The organism is Microbacterium sp. ProA8, from assembly GCF_039905635.1.
In the GTDB taxonomy this organism is placed as follows: domain Bacteria; phylum Actinomycetota; class Actinomycetes; order Actinomycetales; family Microbacteriaceae; genus Microbacterium; species Microbacterium chionoecetis.
In genome coordinates, this window is sequence record NZ_CP157000.1 from 4,260,527 (window position 1) to 4,273,152 (window position 12,626).

A 12,626-nucleotide genomic window follows, 5' to 3' on the forward strand; every position below is an offset into this window, starting at 1 on the left:
GTCTGCGTGGAATTACTTGACGGCAGCCTTGAGCTTCGAGCCGGCCGTGACCTTGACGCGCTTGCCCGCGGGGATCTTGATCTCTTCGCCCGTCTGCGGGTTGCGACCCGTACGAGCGGAGGTGGCGACCTGCTCGAAGGCGATCCAGCCCGGGATCGCGACCTTGCTGCCCGCGGCGACCGCGTCGGAGACGGTGGAGAAGAGGGAGTCGAGCACGCCCGAGACGGCCGACTGGCTCTGGCCGGTCGCGCTCGCGATGCTTGCGACGAGTTCGGTCTTGGTGATGGTCTTGTCGGCCATTGGTATGTCCTCCAAAGACAGCGGGTGCCGTCTTGTCATTGCTGGGACCGGATGGCTTCGCCCCCGGCTGGTCTGTTCGACCGGGACCGAATGTACCCGACATGGCCGACAGATCCGCGTATTTTCGCGGATTTCTGCGGATTCGGGCCGCGTGTCGTGTGACGGGAGTGACGGATGTGACTGTTGTGGTGTCGATCGCCGAACTGTGGCAGCCCCGTCGGCGGGCGCCTCAGCCTCGCCGGGCCGCCGCGATGACGTCCCGCGCCGTGCGCGCGAAGGCGGGGCCGACGCGGTCTTGGCCGTCGAGGTAGCCGCCCACGAGTGCGGCATCGCGCAGCAGCACGAGGGATGCGGCGACCTCGTCGGGATCGCGCAGCCCGGCGCCCTCGGCGAGTTGGCGGAGAGTCCCGCGGAACCACTCGCGGTGATCGGCGATCAGCTCGCGGACCGGTCCTTCGGAGGGGTATTCGGCCGCTGCGTTGATGAAGGGGCAGCCGCGCGTGTGGCGGTCGCGGATGTCCTGCTCGATGCCGGCCACGACGAGGTCGAGCAGCACGTCCGGGTCGTCCGACACCTGGGCCGCCTCGGCGAACAGGGAGCGCAGCCCGCGGTCCTCGCCCTCCAGATAGGCGAGCACGAGGCCCTCCTTGCCGGCGAAGTGCTTGTACATCGTCGCGCGCGTGACACCGGCCACCTCGACGATCCGGTCGACGCCGACCGAGTGGATGCCCTCGTTGTAGAAGAGGTCGGTGGCCGCCTGAAGAAGCCGCTCGCGTGCTGGTGATGACGTGCGTGCCGCGTTCGTCGCGGCGACGGTGGTGCTCATGGATCCCCCTCGAGTGCTTCCATCGTGCCATCGTTTCTGCCCGCTGACCGGGGCAAGGAGCCGGCGCACCCCTGGCTGAGCGGAATCTTCGCGAAAAAACCTGGGAATACTCTTGCGTAGATAGAACGTTCGGTCTACTGTCAGGATACATCAGCCGGAGACACACCAGGATCCGCAACTGACGTCACCGCAGGAGCACCGCACCACCACCGCCACACCCCAAGGAGCACGAAATGGACACCACGACCAAGACCCCCATCGTCCTCATCCACGGACTCTGGATGACGCCCAAGAGCTGGGACACCTGGGCCGAGCGCTTCCGCGCCGCAGGCCACCAGGTCATCGTCCCCGGCTGGCCCGGGATCGACGACCGCACGGTCGAGGACATCCGCAACAACCCCGAAGCCCTGAAGGGGATCGGCCTCAAGCAGATCGCCGACAACTACGAGCGCATCATCCGCGAGCTGCCCGAGAAGCCGATCATCATGGGCCACTCCTTCGGCGGTGTCCTCACCCAGATGCTCGCCGATCGCGGCCTCGGCGTCGCTTACGTCGGCGTCGCCCCGGGACAGACCGCCGGCGTCACCGCGCTCCCGCTCTCGACGCTCTGGACCGGCACGCCGATCCTCGCGAACCCCTTCGGCAAGAACGGCGCCAAGCCGCTGTCGAAGCGCCACTTCCACTTCACCTTCGGCAACGACCTGCCCCGCGAGGAGTCCGACAAGCTCTGGGAGGAGTTCGCCGTGAACTCCTACAACCGGGTCTTCTTCGAAGGAGTCCTGTCGGTGCTCAACGAGAAGGGCGGCGTCACGCACGTCGATTACGCCCGCACCGACCGCGCCCCGCTCCTCATCATCACGGGCGAGATCGACCACGTCGTGCCGCCGGCCATCGGCGAGGCGATCGTGAAGAAGTACAAGAAGTCCGGGAGCCCCGCCGTCGTCGACTACAAGACGTACCCGGGTCGCACCCACCGCCTGGTCAGCCAGGACGGCTGGGAGGAGATCGCGGACTACGCCCTCGAGTGGGCGACGACGCACCAGATGCGCGAAACGGAGCAGGCTCCCGAGACGGAGGCGGCGCAGTAATCGGATGCCCCGCCCCGCGCCGACGGGAGACCACCCCGCCGTCGAGGCTCCAGTCACCTGGCGCTTCCACGGTCGGGTGGTGCCCCGGCCGGTGTCCGCGGTGGGACGCACAGGCCCGGGGCTCGTCAGAGCCCCGGGCCTTTCGCGTGAGTGGAACCGCCCCCGGCGTCCGCGTCAGGTGTTCAGACGGCGCAGAGCGGCGACGACGTCGTCATGCCAGCGCCGTGCGGCAGGAAGGGCACCGGTGAAGATGGGGGTGTCGTGCGTCACGCCCTGGTAGCGCACGACGCTGGCATCGACGCCCGCCCGCCGCAGCGCCGCACCGTAGGCATCGCCGTCGCCGCGCAGCGGGTCGTACTCGGCGGTGAGGATCACCGCCGGCGGCAGCCCTTCGTGGGATGCGGCGAGGAGGGGCGAGGCGAACGGCTCGTACGCGTCCGCAGGCCGGCGCAAGTACGTGTTCGCGACCGAACGCAACTCGCGCATCGCGATGAAGCGGGGGATTCCGAGGGGCCGGGTCGCCCGCAGATCGAGGTGGCGCCCTGTCAGATCGACCACCGGCACCTCGAGCAGCTGCAGCCGCAGCGGAAGGCCGGCGCGCTCCCGGTTCACCAGGGTGACCGCTGCGGCGAGGTTCGCCCCGGCCGACACCCCGGCGATCGCGATGCGCCGGCGGTCGATGCCGAGGTCGCCCGCCGAGGCGAAGAGCCACTCGAGGGCTGCGTACGCCTGCTCGACGGCCACCGGGTACTGATGCTCGGGAGCGAGCGCGTAGTCGACCGCGGCCACCACGACGCCGGCATCGAGGGCGCGACGGCGATTCGCGGCATCCGTCGTCGGATAGCCGATGCCGCCGATGCGGAAGGCTCCGCCGAACAGGGAGAGAACGCCGGGGATCCCCTGCGGGGGAGCATCGGCGGGATCCGGGTGGTACACGCGCACCCGCACGTCCGGCTGCCCGGGCACCTCGACGATGTGTTCCGTGGTGCGGATCCGCGTCCCAGCCGTGCCCACCTTGTGCAGTTCGCGGCGGTCCCATGCCAGCGCCGCCTTGCGGTGCCGGGCACGCGCGCGAGCGCGGGGCCCCAGCGGCGGCTTCGTGGCCGCGGATGCCGGGGGTGCGACGTCCTCCGATTGCTGCGCCGTCTTCGGCGCCGGACCCCCGCCGCCCATCCCCATCGCCGGCGCCGGCCCCCGGGCGAACGGCCACAGCGCGCTCAGCCGCGAACGCACCGAGCCCAGCGCCTGGTCGAAGAGGTACTTGCGATGCACCCGCAGTCGCTCTTCGAAGAACGGATCAAGATCCACCGGCCCTCCCGTGTCGACAGACTCAGAGCTTAGGACGGCGGTGCGGTGCGCGCCCCGGGCTTGACGAGAGCCGGATGGGGACTTCCAGCCGTCCCGCAGCACGTGTCCGGAGTCGAGGCAGGGGATTCGCGGCGAAACCGGGGGCGACGCCCTCGGTCTCGGCGCAGATCCCCTGGCTCGGCGCGCAGGCGGCGCGCGGGCGGCGCGCAGGGCGCCCCCAGAGACGCGAGAAGGCCCGCAGTTCCGAGGAACTGCGGGCCTTCTCGTAAGCGGGTGCTTACCAGCTGGACTTGGTCACGCCGGGCAGCTCGCCACGGTGCGCCATGTCACGGAAGCGGACACGCGAGATGCCGAACTTCGTGAGGACACCGCGGGGGCGGCCGTCGATGACGTCGCGTGAGCGCAGGCGGACCGGCGACGCGTTGCGGGGCAGCTTCTGCAGGCCCACGCGAGCGGCTTCGCGCTCCTCGTCGGTCGACGTCGGCGAGACGAGCGCCTTCTTCAGCTCGGCGCGCTTGGCGGCGTAGCGGTCGACGATTTCCTGGCGCTGCTTGTTGCGCGCGATCTTGCTCTTCTTAGCCATGGATCAACGCTCCTCTCGGAATTCGACGTGCTTGCGGATCACCGGGTCGTACTTCTTCAGCACGATGCGGTCGGGGTTGTTGCGGCGGTTCTTGCGCGTGACGTAGGTGTAACCCGTGCCGGCGGTCGAACGCAGCTTGATGATCGGACGGACGTCCTGTGCCTTCTTGGCCATCAGAGCTTCACACCCTTCGCCTGGAGGTCACGGACCACGGACTCGATGCCACGGGCGTCGATGACCTTGATGCCCTTGGCGGACACGTTGAGCTTGATGTTGCGACCCAGCGACGGAACGAAGTAGGTCTTCTTCTGCACGTTCGGGTCGAAGCGGCGCTTCGTCCGGCGGTGCGAGTGCGAGATGTTGTGACCGAAGCCGGGAACTGCTCCAGTCACCTGGCACACTGCTGCCATGGTGATGTCTCCTTAGTACCGTGGAGCCGGACGGCCCCACCCAAGATCCCTTGTCTGCATCCCGCGTTCGATCCGGCCGGTGAAGGCCCTGATCTGGGAGGGATGCGAACTGCGTGCTGGAGTGCGCGCAGACGAAGAGTCAGTCTAGCACGGACGGCGTGTCGGCCTTGACTCCGGGCGGAACGGCCCACAATGTGTCCAACGGACACCGCCGGCACAATGCTCCCCCCATATTCCGGCGCGGGAATCCTTCATGACAGGACGGCCAACGGCGGCCGTCCGCACGGTGCCGACCACTGCGGTTCTCTACAACTTCTCGCGGCGGCGGGCGGTCGCGGTGGAACATGTTCGTCAAATCGGGGGAGAGGCGATGGACATCGATTCGCACGACGAGGCCCGGCTGTGGCCGGCGTCTCCCTTCGACCTCGCCGACGCGCATCGCTGCCCGTCGTGCTTCGCCGTGATCTCGGCGCCCGTCTGCGGCGCGTGCGGATTCGAGCTGACCGACCCGCGCGCGCTGCGCGTGCTCGAACTCGGCCGCGAGATCCTGTCGGCCGAGCTGGCGCGGCAGCGCCTGATCGACGACATCCGTCTGACCTCCACTGCGAACGCCCGGCTCGCAGCGGCTGAGGCGGCGGTGACGGATGCCGCGCCCCTGCCGCCCACCGTCATCTCAGCGACCATGGCACCCGAGGTGGCGGCGGCACCCGACGTGGCCGGTGTGGGCCCGGTCGGCACGGTTGCCGTCGGCCCCCTGGCGAGCTCCGGCATCGTCGCTCCGCCGGCCGTCGATCAGCCCGTCACGGCGTCGACGTTCGTCGCGGCCGCGAGTGTCGGCGACGCGGTCGCCGACACCGACGTGGTCGCCGACACCGACGCGATCGCACAGCCCCGCATCCCCGGCGGCGGGCCCGCTGCGCCGGCGGCCACGCCGGTGGCCACGCCGGTGACGGTGCCGAGCGGTGCGGATCCGGTCGCCCCCTCCGCCGTGACGTCGTCCGCGCCCCGCCGTCGCCTCACGGTGCCGGTGCTGCTGCTGATCGTCGGCGTCTCACTGGTCGGCATCGCCGCGGTGTTCTTCCTGCTGCTGGCGTGGTTCGTCATGGGGATCGAGGCGCGGGCGCTCATCATCGGCGGAATCACCCTGGCGACCGTGGTGCTGGCCTCGTGGCTGCGACGGCGCGACCTCGGCGCGACCGCCGAGGCGATCGGCGTGCTCGGCGTCGGGCTGCTCGCGCTCGACGCGTGGGCCGTGCGGGCGAACGACCTGTTCGGGGCGGGTTCCACCGACCCTGCGGTGTACGCGGGAATCTCGGCGCTCGTCGTCGCAGTGCTGTGCCGGCTGTGGTCGCGGATCTCGGGGCTCCGCGGCCCCGACCTGGCCGCCTCCCTCGCTCTGCCGGCCGGTGTCGCCTTCCTCGTCGGAGGCCTGATCGATCTGCCGACCGCCGAGGCCGTGACGGCGGGGTTCCTGGGCGCTGCCGCCGGCGGCCTCGCGCACGCGCTGCCGGCGCCGTGGTCCGCGGCGAGGAGCGGCCCGGCGGGTGTGCCCGAGCGCCTCGTCCTCGCGCTGGCGGGAGTCGGCTCGCTCATCGGCGCCGCGGTGACCGCCGCCGTGGCGACGGGTGACGCGGCGCCCGTGGTGGTGTGGTGCGCCGCGCTCGTGGCGGTGCTGGGCGCGGCGCACGCGTGGGTCGCGCAGCCCCGCGCGGGCGTCGAGCCCCTGCCCGGCGCCGTCGTGATCTCCGGCGTCGCCTCGAGCGTCGCCGCGGCTGCCGTCGGCCTCGCGGGCTGGTTCCTCGCGCTGCGCCTCGACGAGCCCGTGTTCACCGTGTTCGTCGGCCCGGTGCTGGCGGTCACGGTCGCCGTCGCGCTGGATTTCGCTCGCACGCTGCGCGCCTCGAGCGCGCTCGTTCCCGCGACCCTCACCGCCGCGGGAATCGGCGGCTTGTCGGTCGCGGGGAGCCTGGTCCTCTGGCTCCTGCAGGCGCAGTCGGCGCTCGCGTCGAGCTGGACACTGTGGCAGACGGATGCCTTCACCCTGCCGCCCTCGGCCCCCGAGGCGCCGATGATCGGGGTGGCGGCGGCCGCGGCGATGGCCGGGCTGCTGTTCGCCGCGCCCACGCTGCGCCTGCCGCTGCTGAGCGATCTGCGGGCTGTGGTCGTGACCCTGCTGCTCCTGACGGCCGCGGCGCGCACGGCGGTCCCTGCCGTGCTCGTCGGCACCGCGCTCCTCATCGCGGTAGCCGCTCTCGTCGGCGCCGCCCGCGCGTCGGCGCACGTCGCGCCGAAGACCCGCGGTGCCGCACCCGGCGCGGGCGCCGAGCCGGCCGCTGCGGCGGATGACGCGCGGTCCGATCTCCCCGGACGCCGGGGACGACTCCCGCGGGCGAGATCGCTCGAGGGCTCGAGCATCGCGGGCGCGATCGCCGTGGTCATCGCCTTCGCCGCCGGCACCGCCACCCCCTGGCTCTGGCTCATCGGCGTCGCCGCGGCGGCCGGCTACCCGGTGCTGCTGCGCACGGTGCGGCGCGCCGTCGGGCCGCTCGCCGTCGGGCTCGCGCTGGCGCCGGTGGCGGTGGCGGTGGTGGCGGCGATCATCGCGCCGGCCGCGCTCGGCGCCGCGACGGGCCTCACCGGCTCGGGACCCGCCGTCAGCCTCGCCCTGCTGCAGTGGGTCGCACTGGCGACGCTCGTGGGCGCCGCCTTCCTCCGCATCGACACGGCGAGCCGCATCGGCCTCGCCGCCTCGGGCTATGCGCTGACGATGCTGACGCTGGTCTGGACGCTGGTCGCGGCGGCCGACGACGTGGCCACGGATGCCGCGACCGCGGCGACCGTCGCCGCGATCGGCGAGCCCTTCGTGGGGCTGGTGCGCGGGGTCGCGCTCCTCGCGCTCCTCGCGCTGATCGCCATGGGCCGCACGCGGCTGCGTGGGCACGCCGTACCCGCCGCCGCCCTGCTCGCCGCCCCGGCGATCGCGGCGCTCGGCCATTCCGCGCTCGACATGGCCGGCGCGAGCGACGAGGGATGGGCGACGCTGGTGCTCGCCGCAGGGCCGGTCCTCGTCACCATCGCGACCGCCGCGATCGCAGTGATCTCGACGCGGTCGAAACACGGCATGCCGGCCGGCCCGGACGCCCCGCGTCCGGCAGCGTCCCCGTCCAGCCCCACGGACTTGGGCACGGCTGACCTGGGCACCGCCGACCTGGGCACCCCCGACCTGGGCATCGCCGGCCAGGGCACGCCCGCCGCCCCGCCGCGCACCCCCCTGCGTGCGCGCACCGCGGCCGATCTCGGCACGCTGCTCACGGGACTGTGCATCGTCTGGGGCATCGCTCCCGACCTGGTGTGGGCACTGCTCGCACTGGTCGCGCTCGCGTGCGGCGCGGCATCCGTCTCCCGCGGCTGGGCCGCGCCGCCCGCCGTCGACCCGGCCGACGACCGCTTCGCCACCCGCCGCCCCGGCATGCCCGTCATGGCGGCCCCGCGCCGCCTGCTCGCATGGCCGGCGGCCGTCGCCGCGTGCGCGGCGTGGTGGGCGCTGCTCGGCATCGGCACCCCGGACGCCGACTTCGCACTCGAGGCCTATGCCGTCCCCGTGACGGTCGTGCTCGCGGGCTTCGCCGCGGTGCTCGTCCGGCTCCGCCGTCGCGCCGAGGCGAGCATCGCCCTCGGCGCCGCGCTGACCGTCGGGCTCGTCTGGCCCGCAGTGGCCGCGTGGGGGGCCGCGAGCGTCTTCGGCGTGGCGGTGGCGGTGGAAGGGCCGCTCTTCGGCACCGTCGTCGCGATCGTCGCAGCCCTGATGTGCGTGCTGCTCTCGCTGCCTCCGGTGCGCGGCATCCGTCCCCCGTCTGTCGTCGGGTCGGCGGTCGCCCTGCTGGCCCTCACCCTCGCCTCCCTCGCCCGCGCGATCGATTGGTCGACGGACGCCTGGCCGTGGCAGACGGCATGGCTCGCGCTTCCCGTCGCCGTCGGGTATGCCTCGGGTGTGGGCCTCACGGGGGCACGGCCGGACCGGCTGTCGTCGCGCGGGTATGCGGTCGCGGCGCCGCCGGCGACGCTGGGCGTGGGGGCCTTCGTGGTGCTGGGGTTCGTCGGTCACGGCGCCGTCGTGGCCGGCGCCCTCGCCCTGCTCCTCGCGGCGCACCTCGCCTCGGCCGCCATCGGGCGGGCACCGTTCGCCCGGGCGACCAGATGGACGGCGCTGACGGGCGCCATCGCCGTCGCCGGCGTGTCGGTGCTGGCCGGGGGCACCCGCGAGATCGAGTTCGCGACCCTGCCGGTCGCCGTCGCGTGCGGGCTGGGAGCCGTTCTCGCGGTGCGGCGTCGCCGCCGTGCCGGGGGGACGTGGCCGGCCGGCGAGCAGCACGTGTGGTCGGCGGCGCTGCTGCTCGCCACCGTGCCCAGCCTTCTCGTTCCGGCCGAACCGGCCCGGGTGTGGCTCCTCATCGGCATCTCGCTGATCGCCGCGGTCGCGATCTCGCTGACGCCGATCCCCGACGCGTGGCGCGTGCGGGTGCCGTCGGCGCTGATCCTCGCCTCTGCGGCGCTCGCGATGGGCGTGCGCGTGCTCCTCGACCCGTGGTTCGCAGCCGGCGATGCGGCAGCAGCCACCGCGGCCGTCGGCGCCGTCGCGGTCGCGGTGAGTCTCACCGCCACCGCCGTCACCTTCGCAGAGGCGCGGGTGGCGGCGTGGCTCGCGGCCGCCGCAGTCGCCCTGCTCGCCACGACGACCCTGCTGCGCGCCGGCGACGACGCGGGGGTCGTCGCGGTGACCGTCGCGATCGCCGGCGCGGCCGCTGTCGCGGGCGCGGCTGCCCTGGGTCTGCGACGGTGGGTGGCCCTCGGTGCCGTGCTCGCCGTCGGCGGGCTCGTGGTCGTGGCCGTGGGATGCGGGGTGCGCTTCCTCGCCGTCGCCGGCGACCCGGGATTCGAAGCCGACCTCTGGGTGGTCGCGGCGGCCGCGATCGCGGTGGCCGTCGCCACTGCGGCCATGCGCGCCACGAGATCGCGGCGCGTGGACCTCACCGTCGGCACCGGGCTCGCCGTCGCTGTGGTGCTCATCGGAGCGGCTGAGATCGCCCTCCTCGCCGCCGCCACCGGCACGGGCCTCGATGAGCTGCGGACCGCGACCACCATGACGATCCTGACCGCGGCGGCGTACGTCGGCGCCGTGTGGCGCGGCCGGCTCGGAGCGGTGCCCGCCATCGTCGCGGCCCTGACCGCCGCCGTCTTCGGCACCCTGGCGTTCTTCACCTTCGGGGTCGACCCGGTGGAGCTCGTGACGGTGCCCGCGGCGCTCGGCGGCATCGCCTACGGCGCTCGCACGCTGCGGCGCCGGCCGGAGGCGCGGACGTGGCCGACGCTCGGACCCTGGCTCGCCCTGCTCCTGCTGCCCTCGCTGCTGTACGACTTCTTCGGCCAGGCGGAGCTGTGGCGCATCGTCGCGCTCGGCGTCGTCGCCGTGGGCCTCGTGGTGGTCGGTGCGGTCTTCGCCCTGCAGGCGCCGCTCGTGCTCGGCTCGGCCGTGGTGCTCGTGCACGGGATCGCTCAGCTGTGGCCACTGATCTCGACGTCCTACGTCGCGGTGCCGTGGTGGCTGTGGCTCGGCATCGGAGGCGCCGTGCTGATCTTCATCGCGGCGCGCTACGAACGCCGGGTGCAGCAGCTGCGCGCCGCCATCACCGCCGTCACATCCCTGCGTTGACCTCGCGTGCGCCGCGCCCCCACCGGAAGGGCGACACCGTCGGGTCGCCCGGGATCCAGTAGCGCCACGGGAACACCGCAGTGCCCGCCACCCCCGCCACGCCCACGCGCGGGCCCGACGCCACCTCGGCCAGCGGCTCGGCGAGCAGCTCCAGTCGGGCGACCGCCCCGTGCAGGGCGGCTCCCGTGATGGCGTCGATGCCGTCGTGCACGGGATGCCGCAGCCCCACCGCATCGCCCAGCCTGCCGGGTCCGCGCGCGAGGTCGCGCGGCGTGCGGGCCGCCGGTCGGCGGCGGGCCGCGGCATCCGTGCCCTCCAGCACCTCACCCGCCCGCAGCAGCACACCGCCGGCGACGCCGTCCGGTCCGCACACGACGTTGACGCAGGAGTGGATGCCGTGGCTGAGGTAGACGTACAGGTGCCCCGGTTCGCCCCACATCGTGGCGTTGCGCGGCGTCGGCCCCATGCGCGCGTGCGAGCCGGGATCGGGCACCGTGCCGGTGCCGCGGCCGTGGTACGCCTCGACCTCGGTCAGCCGCACGGCCACCTTCTCGCCGCCGACCAGGGTCGTCAGCCGCGCCCCGAGCAGCCTCGGCGCGACGTCGGCGGGCAGATGCTCCAGGTCGGCGCGGGTCGCCGCTCGCCAGAGGTCGCGCACCATGCGCCGAGTCTATGTCGGCACGTCGGCGAGCCGGCGCCGCCGCGAGGACTGCTGCGAGCGCTACTGTTCGCGCATGGGGAACTGGTTCGCACTCGTCCTGCTGAGCGTCTCGCAGTTCATCATGGTGCTCGACAGCACGGTGATGAACGTCTCGATCTCGACCGTCGCCTCCGACCTCGGCACGGACATCTCGGGCATGCAGGCGGCCATCACCTTCTACGCACTCACGATGGCCGCGTTCATGCTCACCGGCGGCAAGCTCGGCGACCGCTGGGGCCGCAGCCTCGCGTTCCGGATCGGCTCCGTCGTCTACGGCATCGGCTCGCTGACGACGGCGTTGAGCCCCAACCTCACCGTCCTGATGATCGGGTGGTCGCTCGTCGAGGGCCTCGGTGCGGTGCTCGTGATCCCGGCGATCGCCGCCCTCGCCGCGATCAACTACGAGGGCCGCGCGCGCGTCGTCGCGTTCGCGGTGCTCGGCGCCGTCACCGGCGGCGCCGCGGCGGCCGGTCCCCTCATCGGCGGACTCGTCACCACCTACTCGTCGTGGCGGTACGTCTTCGTCGCCGAGGCGATCGTCATGACGCTCGTGCTGATCGTGTCGGGGCGCATCAAGGACGTTCCGGGCGACCGCACGCTGCGCATCGACCTGCTGAGCGTCGTGCTGTCGGCCCTGGGGCTCGCGCTGCTCGTGTACGGCATCCTGCAGAGCAAGACGTGGGGCTGGTTCGTGCCACTCGACCCTCCCGAGATCAACGGCGAGCCCTTCGCGCCGCTGGGCATCTCGCCCGTCGCCTACATGATCCTGCTGTCGATCGTCGTGCTGTGGCTGTTCGTGAAGCGCCAGCAGCAGCTCGAGCGCACGGGCCGGGTGCCGCTCCTCAAGGTCAGCCTGCTGCGCATCCCGGCGCTCCGCAGCGGTCTCACGATGTTCATGGCGCAGTACTTCGCGATCGCCGCGCTCTTCTTCGTCATCCCGGTGTACCTGCAGACGATCCTCGGCTTCGACGCCCTGCAGACCGGCCTGAAGATCCTCCCGCTGTCTGTCGGGCTCATCCTCTTCTCGGTGCTCGGCTCGCGACTGTCGACCGTCCGTTCCGCCCGGAACCTCGGCCGCATCGGACAGCTCACCCTCGGCGTCGGTGTGCTGCTGGTGTTCGTGGCGGTGCAGCCGGAGCTCGCCGACTGGCTGTTCGCGACCGGCATGTTCGTGGTGGGCGCCGGCTTCGGGCTGCTCGCCTCGCAGCTCGGCAACGTCAACATGTCGGCGGTGGAGCAGTCCGACACGTCCGAGGTCGGCGGCCTGCAGGGCACGTTCCAGAATCTCGGCTCGTCGTTCGGCACGGCGATCGTCGGCTCCGTCTTCATCCTGCTGCTGACCTCGGGCTTCACCGCCGCGGTGCAGCAGAGCACGACGCTTCCCGACGACGTGCGCGAGCAGGTCGTCGCCACCGCCTCGAAGGGCGCGCCGATCATCTCCCAGCAGCAGGCCGAGGATCTCTTGACGGATGCCGGAGCCGACCCCGAGGCCGCCACCGAGGTCGCCCGGCTCTACGCCGACACCCAGGTCGAGTCGCTCCGCCAATCGCTGTTCTTCGTGTTCGCACTGACGGTGCTCGGGCTCCTGCTGTCGACCGGTCTGCCGTCGAGGATCCCGGTGCCGACCGCGCGGAAGGACGAAACGCCCGGCCCGTGACGATCCGCGTTCGCCCTGCTGCCGCGCGCGCTGAATCGGTTCAC

The 12,626-nt window shown here is 72.6% G+C and carries 10 protein-coding genes; 3 read left to right on the forward strand and 7 right to left on the reverse strand.

Annotated features, from left to right (window positions below; all coding sequences use genetic code 11):
- Positions 1 to 12 precede the first annotated feature (12 nt).
- Positions 13 to 300 carry an HU family DNA-binding protein gene (locus tag ABG085_RS19040; protein ID WP_163615791.1) on the reverse strand — a complete coding sequence of 96 codons (288 nt, stop codon included), beginning with the start codon at positions 298 to 300 and terminating at the stop codon, positions 13 to 15.
- Between the two features lie 229 nt (positions 301 to 529).
- Positions 530 to 1,126 carry a TetR/AcrR family transcriptional regulator gene (locus ABG085_RS19045; RefSeq protein ID WP_347977318.1) on the reverse strand — a complete coding sequence of 199 codons (597 nt, stop codon included), beginning with the start codon at positions 1,124 to 1,126 and terminating at the stop codon, positions 530 to 532.
- 233 nt (positions 1,127 to 1,359) lie between these two features.
- Here ABG085_RS19045 and ABG085_RS19050 point away from each other — a divergent pair, with 233 nt between their 5' ends.
- Positions 1,360 to 2,214, forward strand: coding sequence for an alpha/beta hydrolase (locus ABG085_RS19050; RefSeq protein ID WP_347977319.1), 855 nt, complete (start codon positions 1,360 to 1,362; stop codon positions 2,212 to 2,214).
- A 174-nt stretch (positions 2,215 to 2,388) separates the two neighbouring features.
- Here ABG085_RS19050 and ABG085_RS19055 read toward each other — a convergent pair whose 3' ends face one another.
- From ABG085_RS19055 to rpmB, 4 genes are all read right to left on the reverse strand, one after another.
- The gene (locus tag ABG085_RS19055) at positions 2,389 to 3,522 is read right to left on the reverse strand and encodes an alpha/beta hydrolase (RefSeq protein WP_347977320.1); all 1,134 of its coding nucleotides are present in this window, start codon (positions 3,520 to 3,522) and stop codon (positions 2,389 to 2,391) included.
- 277 nt (positions 3,523 to 3,799) lie between these two features.
- On the reverse strand, positions 3,800 to 4,105 hold the full coding sequence (rpsN, locus tag ABG085_RS19060) for a 30S ribosomal protein S14 (protein ID WP_347977321.1): 306 nt from the start codon (positions 4,103 to 4,105) through the stop codon (positions 3,800 to 3,802).
- Between the two features lie 3 nt (positions 4,106 to 4,108).
- A complete protein-coding gene (gene rpmG / locus ABG085_RS19065) occupies positions 4,109 to 4,279 on the reverse strand; it encodes a 50S ribosomal protein L33 (RefSeq protein ID WP_005051772.1) in 171 nt (56 codons plus the stop codon).
- Positions 4,279 to 4,515: a 50S ribosomal protein L28 gene (gene rpmB / locus ABG085_RS19070; RefSeq protein ID WP_055832508.1), complete on the reverse strand. Its 237-nt coding sequence runs from the start codon at positions 4,513 to 4,515 to the stop codon at positions 4,279 to 4,281. Before rpmB ends, rpmG begins: the two co-directional genes overlap by 1 nt.
- Before the next feature lie 370 nt (positions 4,516 to 4,885).
- Here rpmB and ABG085_RS19075 point away from each other — a divergent pair, with 370 nt between their 5' ends.
- Positions 4,886 to 10,225, forward strand: coding sequence for a hypothetical protein (locus ABG085_RS19075; RefSeq protein WP_347977322.1), 5,340 nt, complete (start codon positions 4,886 to 4,888; stop codon positions 10,223 to 10,225).
- Here ABG085_RS19075 and ABG085_RS19080 read toward each other — a convergent pair.
- A complete protein-coding gene (locus ABG085_RS19080) occupies positions 10,209 to 10,886 on the reverse strand; it encodes a DNA-3-methyladenine glycosylase (RefSeq protein WP_347977323.1) in 678 nt (225 codons plus the stop codon). The two genes, ABG085_RS19075 and ABG085_RS19080, sit on opposite strands and share 17 nt — an antisense overlap.
- 73 nt (positions 10,887 to 10,959) lie before the next feature.
- Here ABG085_RS19080 and ABG085_RS19085 point away from each other — a divergent pair, with 73 nt between their 5' ends.
- Positions 10,960 to 12,582, forward strand: a complete 1,623-nt coding sequence (locus ABG085_RS19085; RefSeq protein WP_347977324.1) for an MFS transporter — start codon at positions 10,960 to 10,962, stop codon at positions 12,580 to 12,582.
- The last annotated feature ends 44 nt before the right edge of the window (positions 12,583 to 12,626 follow it).

Excerpts from the sequence above, each read along its gene's own strand:
- ABG085_RS19040 (WP_163615791.1), bottom strand. The coding sequence starts at position 300 with ATGGCCGACAAGACCATCACCAAGACCGAACTCGTCGCAAGCATCGCG.
- ABG085_RS19045 (WP_347977318.1), bottom strand. The coding sequence starts at position 1,126 with ATGAGCACCACCGTCGCCGCGACGAACGCGGCACGCACGTCATCACCA.
- ABG085_RS19050 (WP_347977319.1), top strand. The coding sequence starts at position 1,360 with ATGGACACCACGACCAAGACCCCCATCGTCCTCATCCACGGACTCTGG.
- rpsN (WP_347977321.1), bottom strand. The coding sequence starts at position 4,105 with ATGGCTAAGAAGAGCAAGATCGCGCGCAACAAGCAGCGCCAGGAAATC.
- rpmG (WP_005051772.1), bottom strand. The coding sequence starts at position 4,279 with ATGGCCAAGAAGGCACAGGACGTCCGTCCGATCATCAAGCTGCGTTCG.
- rpmB (WP_055832508.1), bottom strand. The coding sequence starts at position 4,515 with ATGGCAGCAGTGTGCCAGGTGACTGGAGCAGTTCCCGGCTTCGGTCAC.
- ABG085_RS19075 (WP_347977322.1), top strand. The coding sequence starts at position 4,886 with ATGGACATCGATTCGCACGACGAGGCCCGGCTGTGGCCGGCGTCTCCC.
- ABG085_RS19080 (WP_347977323.1), bottom strand. The coding sequence starts at position 10,886 with ATGGTGCGCGACCTCTGGCGAGCGGCGACCCGCGCCGACCTGGAGCAT.
- ABG085_RS19085 (WP_347977324.1), top strand. The coding sequence starts at position 10,960 with ATGGGGAACTGGTTCGCACTCGTCCTGCTGAGCGTCTCGCAGTTCATC.